We start from the raw sequence: 18024 nt of genomic DNA on the forward strand, positions 1-18024 counted from the left end.
GACTGCCCGTTGCCGCCGCACCTGCCCGCATCGCCCCGGCCGGGGTCGGGGAGGGCGGGCATGAGTCTGGGCGGGTTCTTCGCCGAGATGGTCCAGTCCGGGGCGCTGCTGGTGGCGATGCCGCTGGCCGCGGTCGCCGGACTGGTGTCCTTCCTCTCCCCGTGCATCCTGCCGTTGGTGCCCGGCTACCTGGGGTATGTCTCCGGGCTGGCCGACCCACGCCGGGCGGACAACCGGCGCCGGGTGATGACCGGGGTGGGACTGTTCATCCTGGGCTTCGCCGCGGTCTTCACCGCCTACGGGGCCGCCTTCGGGGTGATCGGCGGTTGGCTGCTGCAGTGGCAGGACGTGCTGATCCGGGCCCTGGGGGTGTTCGTGGTCCTCATGGGCCTGGTGCTCATCGGCTGGCTGCCGTGGTTGCAGAACACCCGGCGGATGTCCTTCCAGCCCAGGACCGGGATCGCCGGGGCCCCGCTGCTCGGGGTGGTCTTCGGCCTGGGGTGGACCCCCTGCATGGGGCCCACTCTGAGCGCCGTGCTGGCGCTGAGCACCACCACCGGTGACCCCTGGCGCGGGGCACTGCTGGGCTTCCTCTACTGCCTGGGCCTGGGGATCCCCTTCGTACTGGTCGCCCTGGGCTTGGACTGGGTCACTCGCACCCTAGGCTTCGTCCGCCGCCACATCCGGGCCTTCAATATCATCGGCGGGATCCTGCTGGTGCTGGTTGGGGTGCTGATGGTCACCGGGATCTGGACCCTGTGGATCTACCAGCTGCAGAACCTCGCCGGCACCTTCACCACCCCCGTCTAACCTCCCCTGCCCTGACTCCCGACCCCACGGATTGGACCGCTCGTGACTTCCCCCGACCCCATCCCGACCAAGGCCGTCTCCGCCCCGTCCCGGCAACGCCGGGCCAAGGTCATCGTCTGGGTCGTGCTGGCCACCCTGGTCCTGGCCGGGGTGGTGGCCTTCTTCGCCGCCCGGGCCCAGTCCACCCCCCAGGCCGCCCCGGCGCAGACCGGCCAAGCCGCCTCTTCCGGGTCCGGGCAGACCGCGGCCTCACAGGCCGCGCCGGTGGTGCGCTCGGACAGCCGGGTGCTGTCCCAGGCCCCGAACGAGCGGGCCGTGCTGGTGGAGTTCCTGGACTTCGAGTGCGAGGGCTGCAAGGCCGCCTACCCGGTCGTGGAGGAACTGCGCGCCGAGTACGCCGACACGGTGACCGTCGTGCACCGCTACTTCCCGCTGCCCGGGCACCCGAACTCGATGACCGCGGCCGTGGCGGTGGAGGCCGCCGCCCAGCAGGGGGCGTACGAGGCGATGTACCAGCGGATGTTTGACACTCAGGAGCAGTGGAGCCACACCGCCGAGGACCGCAGCCCGGTGTTCCGCGGCTACGCCGAGGAGTTGGGCCTGGACCTGGCCGCCTACGACAAGGCGGTGGCCGATCCGGCCACCCGCGCCCGCGTCGAGGCCGACGTGGCCGACGGGGTCGCCCTGGGCGTGCAGGGCACCCCCACCTTCTTCCTGGACGGGCAGATGCTCACCCTGAACACCCTCGAGCAGTTCCGCGCCGAGATCGACGCGGCCGCAAGCAACTGAGCCTGACCATGACCACCCCTGCCCCCGGCACCGGCTCGCCCATGACAACCCCCACGATCACCACGGACCGCCCCACCGATCACCCGGCCGGCGGCGGACCGGCCTCCGCGGAGGCGGGGATGCCGGTTGCTGCCCGGCACCGCCCGTTGGGTGTGGTCCTGCTGGTCACCGGGGCCGTCGGCTGGATCGCCTCGGCGATTCTGGTCCTCGAACGCCTCGCCCTCTACGAGAACCCCGGCCACACCACCAGCTGTGACATCAACCCCTGGGTGTCCTGTGGTCGGGTCATGGGCACCTGGCAGTCCGAGCTGTTCGGCTTCCCGAACCCGCTGATCGGGATCGTGGCCTTCGCCGTGGTGCTGGCCACCGCGATGGTGGTGCTCTCCGGGGCCCGGCCCGGGCGCTGGTACTGGGCCGGGCTGCAGGCCGGGGTCACCCTCGGGATGGGGTTCGTGGCCTGGCTGTGGTTCCAGGCCCTGTACGAGATCTACATCCTGTGCCTGTACTGCATGATCGTCTGGGCGGCCATGATCCCGCTGTTCATCCTGCTCACCGCCCGCAACCTGGCCCACGGCGTGATCCCCGCCCCGCCGTCGGTGGTCCGGTTCGCCACCGGCTGGGTCGGAACCCTCATCGCCGTCGCCTACGTCGCCGTCGCCGGCTCCGTCTTCGTCCAGTTCCTGCCCGCCTTCACCGGTCATTAAGCCTCGATCCACCCAGATGGGTGGCGGTGTGAGGCCCCACGGACATCGACGCTTCTGGGTGGACAGTATGCGCCGCCATCTATCCCTGAAGAAAAGCCGCCACCTATCTCACAAAGCCACACATCGACGCGGATATTGACCGGGACTGTCCCAGAACCAAGGAACTGGGACGACCACTTTGGGCTCAGCCAATCGTCAGTTAAGGGGCCCACGATGTTCCATCCCCACGGCACGAGGCCCGGGATGGTGTTCAGAACTATGAATGCTGGCCCGGTTGAACCGTCCCAGGTTTGATGCCGCTGTTATGCGTTTGATGCCGCTGTTATGCGGGGAGCGGCGCTGGGGTGAGGGCCGCGTAGTAGGTCGCCTCGAACTCGTCGGGGCTGACCATTCCAAGGCTACCGTGAAGCCTTCGGTTGTTATACCAGTCGACCCATCCAGCGGTCGCGAACTCGACGTCTGCGATTGTCTTGTAAGGGCCGTCGTGGAAGATCGTCGTGCGCACGCACTCGGCCTTGTAGAGCCCGTTGATCGTCTCCATCAGGGCGTTGTCGTACGCATCGCCAACGGTCCCGATCGAGGCAGCGATGCCCTCGAGCGCGAGATGCTCGGTCAGCACCACGGAGGTGTATTGAGACCCCGCATCCGAATGGTGCCGCAGTTGCCCAGGGCCGACAGGATGGCCCGCTCGGTCACGTTCCCACAGCGCCATGCGCAGCGGGATCATGACCAGGTCGACATGCTTGGTGGTCTGGACGTGCCAGGCCACGATGCGTTGCGAAAACACATCGAGAATGAACGCAACATATACCCAGCCCGTCCAGGTGCGGACGTAGGTGAAATCAGTGACCCACGTGTGATCAGGCCGCGGGGCAGTGAAGTCCCGGTTCAACAGGTCCCCGGCACGGATCCCGTCCTTCGCACGGATCGTCGTACGGATCGCTTTCGCCCGCGTGACGCCCGAGAGCCCCAACGCCCGCATGGCGCGGTCGACTGCACCGCGGGAGGCGTCTGGCAAGGCGGTGCGGCGGATCAGAGCGGTCATCTTCTTCCGCCCGTACAACCCCTCCGGAGTCATCCGACGCCGTTGCGCGCCTGTCTGGTCGACAACGGTCTTCCAAGCGGCGTCACGGACCGCGTCCACGACCATCGCGTCGGTCACCGTACGAGCCGAGATCCGGGGGCGTTTCCACGCACGGTAGGTGCGTGCCGCGATCTTCACGCCCTGCTCACGCAGGACGCGAATGATCGACTCGACGGCGAAGCCCTCCGAACGCATGTGGTCGATGAAGCCCATCATCAGCGGTTGCGGGGGTCGAGTTCCCCCGCGAAGAAAGTCGTTGCCGCGCGCAGGATCGCTACGTCCTCACGGAGCTGACGGTTCTCGGCTTTGAGCCGCTTGATCTCAGCGTGCTCTTCGCTGGTCTGACCTTCCCGGGTACCGGCATCGATCTCGGCTTGGAGCACCCACCGGCGTAGAGATTCAGTACCCACGCCTTCTTGGAGGGCTACGGCTGCGATCGCCTTCGCGTTCGATGGGTATTCCGCTCGGTGCTCAAGCACTAGCCTGACCGCTCGTTCGCGGACCTGGGGATCAATTTTCTTCGGCATGAAGCCATCCTCTCAACTCGAAAAGATGCGGCATCAAACCTGGGACGGTTCAGGTTGTGTTCGGGCGTTGTCACGATGTGGCACACTTCATCGTCGCCGCAATTGGTCGGGTCGAGGTGCTGGCTTGCCAGAACGGTCTGCTCGAGATCAGCGGCCAGCATCTCGAGTTCAACCTGTCGGGCTCGAACATCGGCGAGCTTCTCCTCGACGAGACCCGCGACGTGTGCGCAAGGGATCTGACCGGTCTCGCGAAGTTGAATCGTGCCCAGAATCTCCTGCAGGGTCAGGCCCGCGGCCTGGGCGGCGCGGATGAACCGCAGTCGAGTGACGGCCTGATCGTCATAGCGACGGTAGCCGCCGCCCGTTCGTTCCGGGTTCGACAGCAGGCCCTGGCGTTCATAGAAGCGAATCGCCTGACGGCCAATGCCGGTGACAACGCTGAGTTCTCCGATAAGCACCCTCCCATCCTATGACTTGACCTTGTATCCGGCTATAAGGTTTATGGTCAGGCTATGGAGATCGTGCTGCAGTACTTCGAGGGATGCCCCAATTGGAAGATCGCCCATGAGCGGCTTGTCAGGCTGTGCGCTGAGAGGCCCGACATCAGTCTGAGCACACAGCTGGTAGAGAGTGACGCTCAGGCTCAGCGGCTGGGTTTTCACGGTTCCCCCAGCGTCCTGATCGATGGTTTCGACAGGTTCTCGGAGGCCTCTTCGGCGGTGGGCTTGTCGTGTCGCAGGTATATGACTCCTGAGGGAATCGCCGGCGCCCCCACCATGGAGCAGCTGCGCTCCGCAGCAGCAGCCGCTGAGTCCACGCCGAGATAAATCCTGAGTGTCGAGGATCCATTCACCCCGCTGCGTGACGGTCGCGGCGCTTCAGAGAAGGTGTAGATATGACGAAGAAGTACGAGGAGCATGAGAAGTACGACCTGATAGTCATTGGGGCCGGCATGGCTGGGATCGCGGCAGCGACCAAGTGCGCATCCCAGGGTTGGCGTGTGGCCATCGTGGACTCGCTTCCCTATGGTGGCACCTGCGCCTTGCGGGGGTGTGACCCGAAGAAAATTCTGCGCCGGGGAGCTGAGATCCTGGATGCGGCACATCTCATGGGGGATAAGGGCATCGATGAAGGTGGCTTGTCGGTGAACTGGGCGCAGCTGATGAAGCACAAGCACGGCTTCACCGATGGGGTGCCCACCAGTATGGAAGACGATCTCAAAGCGCACGGGGTGCAGACACTCCACGGCACCGCGGTGTTCACCGGCCCGACAGAGGTTGAGGTCTCCGGTGTGGGCTATCACGCACCAAAGATCCTGATCGCGACCGGCGCCACACCTGCCCCGCTTGATTTCCCTGGCCACGAGCACCTGATCGACAGCACCGCGTTCTTGAACCTCGAGAGCCTTCCTCCGCGGGTCCTCTTTGTCGGGGGCGGGTTCGTGTCCTTCGAGTTCGCTCACATCGCGGCACGAGCCGGGTCCCGCCCGATCATCATCGACCGTGGTCCGCGGCCGCTGAAGAGTTTCGACCCCGATCTGGTGGACCTGCTGATCCGACGCGGCACCCAGGCTGGCGTGGATGTCCAATCGGGCACCAGCATCACCGGCGTGGAGAAAGTGCCCGCCGGGTATCAGGTGCATCTTGAACAGCAGGGCGTCGCAGCGATGATCGAAGTGGACCTTGTCGTTCATGGAGCAGGACGTCTCCCCGATCTGTCCCGGCTTGATCTTGAGGCCGGCGGCGTGGCGTATGGCCCACGAGGCATCGACGTGACAGCTGATCTGCAGTCGGTTACGAACTCAGCCGTGTATGCCGCCGGTGATGCTGCTGACACCCAGGGGATGCCGCTTACCCCGGTAGCTGTGGTGGAGGCGAAAGTCGCAGCATCAAACATCTTGAAGTCAGGGAATGCTGTACCTGACTACGCGGCGACTCCGACGGCGGTCTTCACGATCCCGGAGCTTGTCAGGGTAGGGGCGTTGGAGAATGAAGCCCGGTCGCGCGGTATGGATATCGACGTCAGGTATACCGACACCAGTCGGTGGTTTTCCCAGTATCGGGTCGGCGAAACAGCCGGGGCAGCCAAGATTCTCGTCGACCGATCGACTGATCTCATCGTGGGGGCGCATCTGTTCGGACATGGTTATGCAGAGTTGGTGAACACGATCAGCCTGGCCATGAAGTACGGGCTGACGGCGCGGGAGCTAAGATCCTCGCCGGCGGTATATCCTTCCATCGCGTCTGACCTGGGATCGATGCTCTGACCAAAGATCAAGACAAACCCCACGATGCGGGCCGGCACGGTGGGAGCCCCTGGAGGTTGAACACAGCGAGGCCCGAGGGAGGCCCCCACAACGCTCAGGTCACCTGCGCGAGGCCCGGCTACGGCTTGAAAGAACCTCAGGGCTCAGCAGCCCCAAGCCCAGCAGCAGTGAGAGAGCAGGCCGAACATGTACCGACAGTTTTCAGATGGCCATCGGATAGGTTGCCAGGCGCATGAGAGCTCTGGGGATCATTGGACCGTGAGCAGGTCCCGCTCCAATGGCCAGCATCGTGGTCGATGGCCAGACTGCCGGCGACGGGCTCGCGGTAAGGATTGAGTCGAGGTCCATGGAGCTGAGGATGTGGGGTCTAGCCGGAGGGACCGAAACTCGTCTTGACCTTCTAGCTGACTTGAAGGTTTACCGTGGGGATGCAGGCCCCCCTGCCGCTGAACCCAGCTGCCGGAATGGTCCTGTCACAGCTGCCGATGGAGAGGACCAACAGATGACTTGGGCTGAGCGTCTTCAAAGCGTGTTCGTCGCCGTGGCGGCACTGGCTGGATTAGGCGTCGGTCTCGCCAGCCCATTAGGCGCCAACGGCGAGCATCTCGTGATCCCAGCCCTACTGGTGATGCTCATCGCTGTCTTTATGCAGCTCGATGCCTCGCACCTCAAAGACGTGGGCAAGGCTAAGGGACTTGTCGGGGTCAGTCTGGTGCTGAACTACGCCTTCACCCCGCTTCTCGCCTGGGCCTTGGGTCTTGGACTACTCGGTGCGCAGCCTGACCTGCGAATCGGACTGTTGCTGTTACTGGTCACCCCGTGCACCGATTGGTACCTGATCTTCACCGCAATGGCTCGTGGGCACGCGGGGATCGCTGCCGCCCTGTTGCCGATCAACCTGGTGCTCCAGCTGTTGCTGTTGCCGGTCTACGTGATGCTGCTCGGCGGTGAAGCTGCGATGGTCGATACAGCCACCCTGTTGGAGGCCGTGCTGTTGATGCTTCTGACCCCGCTGGTGGTCGCGTTCACGCTGCGCTGGGTCAGCACCCGGCTCAAGGGCGAGCATTGGAGGGAGGAGCACGTCAACCGGTGGGCGAATCGTGTGGTGATGCCGCTGCTGTGTGTCGCGGTCTTCGCGATGTTCGCCTGGCAGGCGCCGGTGGTTGCTGAGAGCGGCGCCGAGATGCTGCTGTTGCTGCCTCCGCTGCTGGCGTTCTTCATCATCCTTCCGCTGGTCGCCACCGGGGTTTCTCGGCTGTTGCGCCTGACGGGACCCCAACGAGTGGCTCTGACGATGGTGACCACAGCCAGGAACTCGCCCATTGCGCTGGGCATCGCAGTCGCCGCGTTCCCCGACCGGCCACTGATCGCCGTGGCCCTGGTGGTAGGGCCTTTGATCGAGCTCCCGATCTTGGCGGCACTGAGTCAGATCATTCGCCACCGGGACAAGCCAGACCCGGCCGAACAGGTTCCCGCGACGAGCAGCGACCGATGACACTCCGCCTCCGTGGAAGGGTGTAGATATGCGTATCTCTGAGGTCACCGCGCATAGTGGGGTTCCAGCGACGGCCCTGCGGTACTACGAACAGCTCGGCTTGATCAGTTCGACCCGGTCCATCAATGGATACCGCGAATACGGCCCCGAGGCGCTGGAGCGTCTGCGCTTCATCAGGGTGGCCAAGAAGATGGATATGGACCTTGAGCAGATCAAGTGGCTTCTCGAGGTCACCGAAACGGGCACCTGCACCAATACTCGAGATGCCCTGCACCCAGTGCTCACTGAGCGGCTGCGGGAGGTGGAAGACAGTATCCGCAACTTGGAAGAGCTTCGTGCCGTGCTGGTGAGTTCGATCGACCACGTGGCGACCTGCCCAGACAGTTCAGCACCCTGTCAGTCTGAGTGCGCCTTCACGTCCCTCACATAACCCCAGTGCTGTCGATCGAGACAAGCGACAGATAGCGGTGCGAGAAGACCGCCATTTACCGCGGCGATCCACAGACGATGCGCCGGTGGCGCGATGTCTTGTAGCGAAAACGGTCGTTACTGCTACAGCCGCAGCCTGACCGCGTTGTCGGTGAGATAAGCAGGCCGGAGGAAGCCCCCACCTGCTGAGGGTGACGATCATGGATCGAACCGCGATCAGAGATGGATACAGCCGCAACTGTGCCGAGTTAGAGGCTGCCTGCCCTGCACCGCGCGAGCGGCTCCGAGGCGCGACGGGGCAGCAACGGCACCCGATGGACGTGTACGCCTACCCGATCCGGCATTTCGACTTTCATGCATCCCAGCTCAGCCTGCCCGGAACCCGGACGGCTTCTGCTTGAGACGAGCAGGATCGCCCTGGGTGCGGCCGACCACAATATGGTCACTCGTGGCGAAGAGCGTCATGCATCGCGCGCAGTGCCATGGTCGCCCGCGACGGCCAGATCCTGACAGCAGCAATCCGGATACTGCTCACAGGCGCGCACGATCACGCCCCGCCTGACCGCGCATCCGCAGTCCGCGCACATCATCTCCATGCGCTGATGGTACTCACCGTGCTCGTGCAGAGATGGCCGCAGCAGTCGTGGCGGACTCAAGATCGCCGGCGATGGCGCCGACCGTGGCTTTCGCGGTGGATCCGACACCGACGAGGGTGGCCGATCCCGGACCGGTCCAGTCTCCGTAGCCTGCGAAATAGAGCCCCGGGATCCGGGGTGACGCCGTTCCGTCGAGCCTGATCGTCCCGTCTGACTCCCGGAGGTCGTGTGCCCGCAGATGGCGCAGCGCCGGTCTGAAGCCGGTGGCCCAGATCACCGCGTCGACTCGGCGTGTGCTGCCGTCGTTCCAGATCACGCCGTCGCGGGTGAAGCGTTCGAACATCGGGTGAGGGATCAGCAGCCCTGCATCCCGTGCCTTCTTCACGGGTGGGACGGCAACGATGTCGCCCAAGTTCGCGACGCCGCCGGAGTCCGGTTCCCCGGCGGCCAGTGCGCGCACCCGCTGGCTGGCCACCCGGAAGAGCTCGCGCCCGTCGACGTCGTCGGGCAGATAGCGCGGCGCACCGCGCAGGCACCAGGTCACCGTCGCGGCGCGGGCGAGATCGGCTGCGATCTGTGCGGCTGAGTTCGCTCCGCCGACGACGAGGACGGATTGGCCCTTGAACTTGCCTGGTCCGCGGTAGTCGGCACTGTGCATCTGACTCCCGCGGAAGCTCCTCTGCCCCGGCACGGTTGGCCAGAAGGGCTGCGACCATGTGCCCGTCGTGTTGACGACGGCACGCGCCCGCCACTGCCCGGCATCGGTGAGCAGCTGGAATCCCTCGCTGGTTGGGATGACCTGGGCGACTCGCACCGGCCGCACGACTGGGAGTGAATACCGCTCCTCGTAGTCGGCCAGATACCGGATCACGTGATCGGCGTCGGGGTTACCGCCGGAGGTTCTCGGCATCAGCCGGCCGGGCAGGGATGAGTATTCTGCCGGCGAGAACAGCCGCAGCGAGGGCCACACGTGCCTCCAGGCCCCACCAGGGGCGTCCTGGTCATCGAGAATCACGAAGGACAATCCGGCACGGCGCAGGTAGTAGCCGACCGCCAGGCCGGCCTGTCCGCCACCGATCACGGCAACATCGGCTCGATCTCTCACCTCCACCGCGCGACTGACTGCCCCGAGTGCGGTCATCAGTCCAGGGCGAGGAACTGGCGCAGCTCGGCGAACGCTTCGCGCACCACGGTGTAGTGCGCCCACTTGCCGCGCTGCTCACGCGTCAGGAGGCCCGCCTCGACAAGCTTCTTGAGGTGGTGGCTGATCGTCGGCTGGCTGATGTCGAGCGTCTCGGTCAGGTCGCAGGCGCACACCGCGTCGCATCCCTGCGCGGCTACATGCGACAGCACCCGCAGCCGGGTCGGGTCGGACAGCGCTTTGAGCTTTCTGGCCATCTGTTCGGCCTGGTCCGCGCCCAGCGGTGCGACCGCCAGCGGACAGCAGTCGTTGGCATGGGGGGTGAGCAGTTTCACGGTTTCGAATGCGGTTGCCATCACCCCATCATACATTGACGCCCATCGATGCATGCGCTTAGTGTGTTCCATAGACATCCATCGATACAAGGAGCTTAGTGCCGATGAACACCACTGCAACGACGGCTGCGCAGAACGCGGTGCCGGTGACGAAGGAGATGTCCTTCCTGGACCGCTGGCTGGCGGTCTGGATCCTGGCGGCAATGGCCGTGGGTCTGCTGCTGGGGCGTTTCGTGCCCGGGCTCGACACGGCCTTGGACTCTGTGAAGGTCGGCGGGATCTCCGTGCCGATCGCGATCGGTCTGCTGGTCATGATGTATCCGGTGCTGGCGAAGGTTCGCTACGACGAGATGCACCGGGTGACCGGTGATCGGAAGCTGCTGGCTCTGTCGCTGTTCCTCAACTGGGTCATAGGTCCGGCCTTCATGTTCACGCTGGCCTGGGTGTTCCTGCCCGATCTGCCGGAGTTCCGGACCGGGCTGATCATCGTGGGCCTGGCCCGCTGCATCGCGATGGTGTTCATCTGGAACGATCTCGCCTGCGGAGACCGTGAAGCCGCCGCCGTGCTGGTGGCGATCAACTCCGTCTTCCAGGTCGTGGCCTTCGGTGCGCTGGGCTGGTTCTATCTGCAGGTGCTGCCCTCGTGGTTGGGACTGGAGACGACTTCGGCGCAGTTCTCCGTGTGGGCGATCGTGGCATCGGTGCTCGTCTTCCTCGGCATTCCGCTGCTGGCGGGCTTCCTCACCCGCGTGCTTGGTGAGAGAGCCAAGGGCCGGCAGTGGTACGAGGAGACGTTCCTGCCGAGGATCGGTCCCTGGGCGCTCTACGGACTGCTGTTCACCATCGTGCTGCTGTTCGCCATGCAGGGTGAGGCGATCACCTCGCAGCCCTTGGATGTGGCCCGGATGGCGGTGCCGCTGCTGCTGTACTTCGTGCTCATGTTCATCATCAGCCTGCTCGCCTCCAGAGCCGTCGGACTGAACTACGCGAAGTCGACCAGCGTGGCCTTCACCGCGTCGGGCAACAACTTCGAGCTCGCGATTGCGGTGTCGATCGGCGCATTCGGGATCACCTCGGGGCAGGCGCTGGCCGGTGTCGTCGGCCCGCTCATCGAAGTCCCCGTCCTCGTCGGTCTCGTCTACGTCGCTCTCTGGGCCGGTCCCAAGCTGTTCCCCAACGACCCGACTGTCCCCGCACGCAGAACCTCTGGAGTCCGAGCATGACCAGCACCTCTGAACCGAAAAGGCCCAGCGTCCTCTTCGTCTGCGTCAAGAACGGCGGCAAGTCCCAGATGGCCGCCGCGCTGATGCGCTACCATGCCGGCGACGCGGTTGAGGTGCACTCGGCCGGCACCAAGCCCGGTACCTCCCTCAACGCCCTGTCCGCCGACGTGGTCGCCGAGGTGGGCGCAGACATGTCCGGAGAATCGCCCAAGCCGATCGACCCGGACCTGCTGCGCCGGGTCGACCGGGTCATCGTCCTCGGCGAGGAAGCACACGTCGAACCCGTCGACGGTATGACCGCCACGATCGAGACCTGGAACACCGATGAGCCCTCGGAGCGCGGCATCGAGGGCATCGAACGGATGCGCCTGGTCCGCGACGACATCGACACCCGCGTCCAGGCTCTGCACTCCGCACTTCTCAACGACTGAATACCCACTCCCGGATTGGATGGTCCTATGACCGCTGCCCCCAACACCACCACGACCAAGCCCAGCGTGCTGTTCGTGTGCGTCCACAACGCCGGCCGCTCCCAGATGGCCGCCGGCTACCTCACCGAACTGTCGGGCGGCCGGATCGAGGTCCGCTCGGCAGGCTCGGAACCCGCCGACCAGATCAACCCGGTCGCCGTCGAGGCGATGGCAGAAGACGGCATCGACATCACCTCTGCCTCCCCGAAGATCCTCACCACCGACGCCGTCAAGGCCTCCGACGTCGTCATCACCATGGGCTGCGGGGACGCGTGCCCGATCTTCCCGGGCAAGCGCTACGAGGACTGGGACCTCGCAGACCCCGCAGGCCAGGGCATCGCGGCGGTCCGCCCGATCCGCGATGACATCAAGGCCCGCATCGAGCAGCTCGTCTCCGAGCTGCTGCCAGCATCGACCGGCGCGAAGTGAGGCGCTGACACCATGACGACCACCAGCACCCAAACGGATGAGCTGATCATCATCGGGTCCGGCCCCGCAGGTTATACCGCCGCGATCTACGCGGCACGCGCCGGGCTGTCCCCGCGCGTGATCGCCGGATCCGTCACCCACGGCGGCGCCTTGATGAACACCACCGACGTCGAGAACTTCCCCGGATTCCCCGGCGGCATCCAGGGCCCGGAACTCATGATGGGACTCAGCGAGCAGGCCGCAAACTTCGGGGCCCGCATCGAGTACGACGACGCTTCCGCCGTCGACCTGACCGGGCCCCTGAAAGAGGTCACGACCCTGTCCGGTGCCACCTACCGAGCACCGGCCGTCATCGTCGCCACGGGTTCGGCGTACAAGGAGCTGGGACTGGCCGATGAGAAGCGGCTCACCGGGCACGGCGTGTCCTGGTGCGCCACCTGCGACGGGTTCTTCTTCCGCGACCAGCACATCATCGTCGTCGGCGGTGGGGACTCGGCCATGGAGGAGGCACTGTTCCTGACCCGGTTCGCCGCGACCGTGACCGTGGTGGTCCGGCGCGACACCCTGCGCGCATCGAAGATTATGGCCCAGCGGGCACAACAGAACGAGAAGATCCGCTTCCTGTACAACAGCCAGATCACCGCCATCCACGGAGACGAAAAGGTCACCGGCGTGAGCGTGACCGACTCACTCACCGGCAACACCAGCCAGCTGGATGCCACCGGGATCTTCGTCGCCATCGGGCACCTGCCCCGCACCGAACTCGTCAAGGGCCAGCTGGAACTCGACCCGGACGGCTACATCGTCGTCGACGCCCCGACCACCGCCACCAACCTGCCCGGCGTCTTCGCCTGCGGCGACGCGGTCGACCACCGCTACCGGCAGGCCATCACCGCCGCCGGCACCGGGTGCGCCGCCGCCCTAGACGCCGAACGCTTCCTCGCCGCCACCGAACCGGCAACCGCCCCCGTCCTTCAGGAGACCAGCCATGGCTGACACCACCAACCACACCGAGAGTCTGCCGGTCGTCGTCATCGGCGCCGGCCCCGTCGGGCTGGCCACCGCCGCCCACCTGCGCGAACGCGGCCTGACCCCGCTGGTGCTGGAGGCCGGCAGCACCAGCGGCGCCGCGATCCGCGACTGGGGCCACACCCGCCTGTTCTCACCGTGGCGCTACAACATCGACGAAGCCGCCCGCCGCCTCCTCGAGGCAGATGGCTGGCAGGCCCCGAACCCGGAAGTCCTGCCCACCGGTCACGAGCTGATCACCGACTACCTGACCCCGCTGGCAGCGGCACTGGGCGACGTCGTCCGCACCGACGCCCGCGTCATCGCGGTCTCCCGGGAAGGGATCGACAAGACCCGCAGCACCGGCAGGGAGACCACCCCGTTCCTCGTCCGCATCGCCTCCTCCGACGGATCGTCCGAGGACGTGTTGGCGCGCAGCGTCATCGACGCCTCGGGCACCTGGCACCAGCCCAACCCACTCGGCCGGTCCGGCCTGCCCGCCCCCGGAGAAGCCGAGGCGACAGCCCGCGGCCTCATCACCCAGCCCCTGCCCGCCGTCACCGGTGTCGACCGTGACCGGTTCGCCGGGCGCCACGTCCTCGTCGTCGGCGCCGGCCACTCCGCGGCCAACACGCTGCTCGACCTCGCCGAGCTCGCCGACGACAACCCCGCGACCCGGATCAGCTGGGCCGTCCGGTCAGCGGACGCCTCCCGCGCCTACGGCGGCGAAGACCGCGACGAACTCGCCGCCCGCGGCGCCCTGGGCACCCGCCTCCGGGACCTGGTCGAATCCGGCCGAATCGATGTCCACACCTCGTTCGTGATCACCGGCTTCGAAACTCACGGCGAGCAGCTGCACGTCCAGGCCGCAGGACCCAGCGGCGCCGAGAAGCTCACCGTGGACGTCCTCGTCCCGGCCACCGGCTTCCGCCCCGACCTGTCGATGCTGACCGAGCTGCGCCTCGACCTCGACCCGACCGTCGATGCACCCCAGAAGCTCGGCCCGCTCATCGACCCGGAGTTCCACTCCTGCGGCAGCGTCGAACCACACGGCGAACGCGTGCTGGCCCACCCCGAGCCCGGGTTCTACATCGTCGGCATGAAGAGCTACGGCCGCGCACCGACGTTCCTCATGGCCACCGGCTACGAACAGGTCCGCTCCATCGCCGCAGCACTGGCAGGTGACCGGGTCGCCGCCGACACCGTCCACCTCGAACTGCCCGAGACCGGCGTCTGCACCACAGACCTCGGCGGATACTGCGACGTGCCAGCCGGGCCACTCCCGGTGACCATCGGCGGCGCACCCACCTCCTCCTGCTGCTCCTGAAAGGACCAGGCCATGGCCGCCGACACCCCGCCGCTCGACACCCAAGTCCTCCAACACACAGCCGATGACCTCGCCCGCAAGTACGAGGGAATCTTCTCCCCGGAGACCATCGAGCGCTACGTCTTCGAGTCCTACACCACCCTGTCGCGGACCGCGAGAATCCGCGACCACCTGGCGATCCTCGCCGAACGGTTCGCCGCCGACCGCCTCCGCGCTCTCGCCCTGGCACAGGGCACAATCGAGACAACCGTCCCGCAGGTGCTGTTCGTCTGCGTGCACAACGTCGGACGCTCCCAGATCGCCAGCGCCCTGCTGGCCCACTACGCCGGCGACCGGGTCGAGGTCCGCTCGGCCGGCTCGCTGCCCGGATCCGAGGTCCACCCCCTGGTGATCGACGCGCTGGCCGAACGCCACATCGACCTGTCCGGAGCCTTCCCCAAACCACTGACCGACGACGTCGTCCGCGCAGCCGACTACGTCATCACCATGGGCTGCGGCGACGCCTGCCCCATCTACCCCGGCAAACGCTACCTGGACTGGGAACTGGCCGACCCCGCCGAGGAGACACCGGAACGAATCCGCGAAATCGTCGACCAGATCGACGACCGCGTCCGCGCCCTGTGGACCGAGATCCAGAACTGACGACGGCCCACCGGGCAAGAACAGAAGCACCCGGAGCCGCCAAGCGAAACTGCGATTCCCCGCCATCTCCCGCTAACAGTCACACTGTCGACACGCCCACTACGGTGTGAGTCGCAGCAATAAGTGGCCGCCTTTCCTAAACGGAAATTGGCGGCCCTGGTATCCGAAAGGGGTTGGGCAACTGGCACAGGACTCGGCCCACCTGGCTGCCGTTTCGTGAAGGGGGCCCCTGAACATGACATTCAGGTTGGTCAGGTTGGGCGCGTGTCCACCACGTCAGGTTTTGTGTCTTCGCGGGAGCGTCCGACACTGCCGATGGCTTCGAAGAGTAGCCGTGGTCTGCCGCCGAGGGAGTTGATGAAGATGGTGGTCACGGACAGGGCCATGGCGATCATTGCCCAGACTGGGTAGACCAACCCGGTGGTGGCCACGAGGATCCCGGTGCCGTTGAAGAGAAACGCCAGGGCGACGTTCTGCTTGGTGCGGCGGTAGCTGGAGAGGCTGGTTTGGCGTGCGGTGAGGATCGCGCGGAGGTCGTCGCGGACGATGACGACATCGGCGGATTCCACTGCGATGTCGGTGCCGCTGCCCATGGCGATGCCCACGTCGGATTGCATCAGGGCAGGGGCGTCGTTGATGCCGTCACCGACCATCGCGACCCGGGCCCCCTCGGTCTGGAGCTCGCGTACGAGGTCGGCTTTGTCCTCAGGCAGCAGCCCGGCTCGGATGTCTTCGATGCCGACCTGCGCGGCGACGTGCTTCGCCGCTGGGAGGTTGTCGCCAGTTGCTAACACGGGGGTGATGCCCGCTGCCTGTAGCTGCTGCACGGCCTCGACCGTCTCGGGGCGGATCTCATCGCCCAGGGCGATGATTCCCAGTAAGTCGCGGTCGGCGGCGACGGCCACCACCGTGCGTCCGATGGCCTCTAAGCGTTGGATGGCGGGGCCGAGGGGGGTCAGGTCGATGCCGCGATCGACCAGAAAGCCTGGCCGGCCGACCAACACGGCGCGACCGTCGACGGTGGCGGTGACGCCGAAGCCGGTGACCGAGTGGAAGTCCTGGACCGCTGGCAGGGTCAGACCTCGGATAGTGGCAGCAGTGACGATAGCTCGGGCTAGTGGGTGTTCGGAGGGCTCTTCGGCCGCGGCGGCGGTGGTGAGCAGGTCTGCCTCGTCGGTGTGGGATTGGATCTCGCGGACAGCAGGTTTGCCTTCAGTGAGGGTGCCGGTCTTATCCAGCACGATGGTGCGGATCTGGCCGAAGGTTTGGAATGCTTCTCCGGTGCGCATGATGATTCCCTGGTCGGCGGCCTCCCCGGCCGCCCGGACGAGGGCCAGCGGGGCGGCGATCCCCATCGCGCAGGGATAACCCATGATGAGCACACCGATGCCGGCGAACACTGCCCGTCGCACATCCGGTTCCTCCGCCCATGCCCAGGAACCTAGCAGCCAACCGAGCAGCGCGAGAGTAGCTAGGATCAGCACGGTGGGAGTGTAGATGCGCAGCACCCGGTCGACCAGGTGCAGGATCCCGGGCTTCAGCGCTCTCGAGTCTTCAACGTGCCGGGCCACTTGAGCCAGGAAGCTCTCGGACCCGATCCGGGTCGCCTCCACCAACAGAGTGCCGGCCCCATTGATGGACCCACCGATCACCTCTCCACCAGCTGAGCGTTCGGCCGGGACGGGTTCACCAGTGACCAGGGACAAATCCAGGGTCGAGTAACCCTCGATGACCCGGCCATCGACCGGGACCCGGTCTCCGGGGCGGATGCGCACCAGGTCCCCGGCTGTGATCTGGGTGACAGGCACCTCTTTCTCAGTGCCGTCCTGGACCAGACTGGCGGTATCGGGTTGTAACTCCAGCAGCTTGCGCACCGCTTGGCTGGAGCGGGTCTTGACCAGCAGGGAGAGCCATTCAGAGAAGATGTGATAGTTCGCCACCAACACGGTCACAGCAAAGAACGCCGCAGTGGGGTAATCAGGGAAGACTTCTGTCAACCCGATCACACCGCCGACGATGCCACCAAGCGCACCGATCTCCAGCAGTACGTGTTGGTTGAGGATCCCCCGCCTGGCGGCCTGGTAGGCCATGCGCAGGATATGGGGGGCGATGGCCAACACCACCGTCAGCGCTAGGGCGCCGGTGAGCCACGCCGCCGCTGTCTCGCTAACCCACCCTGACTGGCGGCCCGTATACGCCAATGCGGCCGGAGCGATCATCGTCACCGCACCCAAGGTGGCGAGGGCTCGGCCGGCGGGCCGCATGATTGCGTAGGAGACCGGCACCATTAGGATCACGACCGAGGCTGGCACCAGCACCGACCAGAGACCAGAGACCTCCAGGATCAGGGCGATGGTGGCCAGACTCGCCGCGATCGCGGCCAGCAGACGCTTGCCCTCGTGAACGAGGTCGGCTTCCTCCTCCTCGAAGGGCCGCAACTTGCGCGGGTCATAGAGGTCATAGCCGATATCGCGCAGCGTCTTCAGGATCTTCTCAGGACCGGTGAGTTTCGGATCGTAGTCAACCAGGGCCTGTTCATGGGTCAGACTGACCGCCACCGTGTCCACCCCGGACTGACGACACAGCGCCTTCTCGATCGTTCCGGTGCACAACGAACAATGCAGACCCGCGATCCGAGCTCGAATGCGGGCGTGTCCCGCCAGGTGACTGGGCTCCTCCGCCCACAGCTGCTCTGCCTGTTCCGTTTTCGTCACAGTGCTCGTTCCCGTCTCCTCGGTAGTCTCACGCG

At 65.9% G+C, this 18024-nt stretch carries 18 protein-coding genes; 13 read left to right on the top strand and 5 right to left on the bottom strand.

Annotation, left to right across the window (positions count from 1 at the left end):
* The first annotated feature begins 60 nt into the window (after nt 1–60).
* From O1A05_RS06275 to O1A05_RS06285, 3 genes are read left to right on the top strand one after another with little or no spacing between them, the layout of a single operon-like run.
* Nucleotides 61–810, top strand: coding sequence for a cytochrome c biogenesis CcdA family protein (locus O1A05_RS06275; protein ID WP_270107193.1), 750 nt, complete (start codon nt 61–63; stop codon nt 808–810).
* A gap of 42 nt (nt 811–852) precedes the next feature.
* Nucleotides 853–1599, top strand: a complete 747-nt coding sequence (locus O1A05_RS06280) for a DsbA family protein (RefSeq protein WP_270107194.1) — start codon at nt 853–855, stop codon at nt 1597–1599.
* A gap of 8 nt (nt 1600–1607) precedes the next feature.
* Nucleotides 1608–2303 (top strand): vitamin K epoxide reductase family protein, encoded by a 696-nt coding sequence (locus O1A05_RS06285; protein WP_442867669.1) that lies wholly within the window; start codon nt 1608–1610, stop codon nt 2301–2303.
* Between the two features lie 322 nt (nt 2304–2625).
* Here the strand turns inward: O1A05_RS06285 and O1A05_RS06290 are convergent.
* Both O1A05_RS06290 and O1A05_RS06295 read right to left on the bottom strand, forming a co-directional pair.
* Nucleotides 2626–3914, bottom strand: a protein-coding gene (locus O1A05_RS06290; RefSeq protein WP_270107195.1) for an IS3 family transposase whose coding sequence is annotated in 2 segments (ribosomal slippage) — nt 2626–3641 and nt 3641–3914 — 1290 coding nt in all. Because the reading frame shifts where the segments join, the coding sequence is not laid out codon by codon here.
* Nucleotides 3866–4372: a heavy metal-responsive transcriptional regulator gene (locus O1A05_RS06295; RefSeq protein ID WP_270107196.1), complete on the bottom strand. Its 507-nt coding sequence runs from the start codon at nt 4370–4372 to the stop codon at nt 3866–3868. The genes O1A05_RS06290 and O1A05_RS06295 overlap by 49 nt, the downstream gene beginning before the upstream one ends.
* A 54-nt stretch (nt 4373–4426) precedes the next feature.
* On the opposite strand from O1A05_RS06295, the gene O1A05_RS06300 reads away from it, so the two are divergent.
* The 4 genes from O1A05_RS06300 (at nt 4427) to O1A05_RS06315 (ending at nt 8105) form a co-directional block, all read left to right on the top strand.
* On the top strand, nt 4427–4741 hold the full coding sequence (locus tag O1A05_RS06300; protein ID WP_168887308.1) for a thioredoxin family protein: 315 nt from the start codon (nt 4427–4429) through the stop codon (nt 4739–4741).
* A gap of 68 nt (nt 4742–4809) precedes the next feature.
* Nucleotides 4810–6180, top strand: coding sequence for a dihydrolipoyl dehydrogenase family protein (locus O1A05_RS06305; protein WP_168887307.1), 1371 nt, complete (start codon nt 4810–4812; stop codon nt 6178–6180).
* 502 nt (nt 6181–6682) lie between these two features.
* Complete coding sequence (locus tag O1A05_RS06310) at nt 6683–7675, top strand: arsenic resistance protein (protein WP_188686993.1); 993 nt, start codon at nt 6683–6685, stop codon at nt 7673–7675.
* A 28-nt stretch (nt 7676–7703) separates the two neighbouring features.
* Nucleotides 7704–8105 carry a MerR family transcriptional regulator gene (locus tag O1A05_RS06315; RefSeq protein WP_168887305.1) on the top strand — a complete coding sequence of 134 codons (402 nt, stop codon included), beginning with the start codon at nt 7704–7706 and terminating at the stop codon, nt 8103–8105.
* A gap of 608 nt (nt 8106–8713) precedes the next feature.
* Here O1A05_RS06315 and O1A05_RS06320 read toward each other — a convergent pair.
* Both O1A05_RS06320 and O1A05_RS06325 read right to left on the bottom strand, forming a co-directional pair.
* Complete coding sequence (locus tag O1A05_RS06320) at nt 8714–9805, bottom strand: ArsO family NAD(P)H-dependent flavin-containing monooxygenase (protein ID WP_270107197.1); 1092 nt, start codon at nt 9803–9805, stop codon at nt 8714–8716.
* Between the two features lie 35 nt (nt 9806–9840).
* Nucleotides 9841–10197: an ArsR/SmtB family transcription factor gene (locus O1A05_RS06325; protein WP_229503377.1), complete on the bottom strand. Its 357-nt coding sequence runs from the start codon at nt 10195–10197 to the stop codon at nt 9841–9843.
* 83 nt (nt 10198–10280) lie between these two features.
* Here O1A05_RS06325 and arsB point away from each other — a divergent pair, with 83 nt between their 5' ends.
* Genes arsB through O1A05_RS06355 form a run of 6 tightly spaced genes read left to right on the top strand, consistent with a single transcriptional unit; the run spans nt 10281 to nt 15275 of the window.
* Nucleotides 10281–11399 (top strand): ACR3 family arsenite efflux transporter, encoded by a 1119-nt coding sequence (gene arsB / locus O1A05_RS06330; protein WP_168887300.1) that lies wholly within the window; start codon nt 10281–10283, stop codon nt 11397–11399.
* Nucleotides 11396–11830, top strand: a complete 435-nt coding sequence (locus O1A05_RS06335; protein ID WP_211090505.1) for an arsenate-mycothiol transferase ArsC — start codon at nt 11396–11398, stop codon at nt 11828–11830. Before arsB ends, O1A05_RS06335 begins: the two co-directional genes overlap by 4 nt.
* Before the next feature lie 27 nt (nt 11831–11857).
* Nucleotides 11858–12298: an arsenate reductase ArsC gene (locus tag O1A05_RS06340; protein WP_270107198.1), complete on the top strand. Its 441-nt coding sequence runs from the start codon at nt 11858–11860 to the stop codon at nt 12296–12298.
* 12 nt (nt 12299–12310) lie between these two features.
* On the top strand, nt 12311–13294 hold the full coding sequence (trxB, locus tag O1A05_RS06345; protein ID WP_168887299.1) for a thioredoxin-disulfide reductase: 984 nt from the start codon (nt 12311–12313) through the stop codon (nt 13292–13294).
* Complete coding sequence (locus tag O1A05_RS06350; protein WP_168887298.1) at nt 13287–14633, top strand: FAD-dependent oxidoreductase; 1347 nt, start codon at nt 13287–13289, stop codon at nt 14631–14633. Before trxB ends, O1A05_RS06350 begins: the two co-directional genes overlap by 8 nt.
* Before the next feature lie 12 nt (nt 14634–14645).
* Nucleotides 14646–15275, top strand: coding sequence for an arsenate reductase ArsC (locus O1A05_RS06355; RefSeq protein WP_168887297.1), 630 nt, complete (start codon nt 14646–14648; stop codon nt 15273–15275).
* A 251-nt stretch (nt 15276–15526) separates the two neighbouring features.
* Here O1A05_RS06355 and O1A05_RS06360 read toward each other — a convergent pair whose 3' ends face one another.
* Nucleotides 15527–17989 (bottom strand): heavy metal translocating P-type ATPase, encoded by a 2463-nt coding sequence (locus O1A05_RS06360; RefSeq protein WP_270107199.1) that lies wholly within the window; start codon nt 17987–17989, stop codon nt 15527–15529.
* Between the last annotated feature and the right edge of the window lie 35 nt (nt 17990–18024).

It is taken from the genome of Citricoccus sp. NR2 (genome assembly GCF_027594385.1).
Taxonomy (GTDB): Bacteria; Actinomycetota; Actinomycetes; order Actinomycetales; family Micrococcaceae; genus CmP2.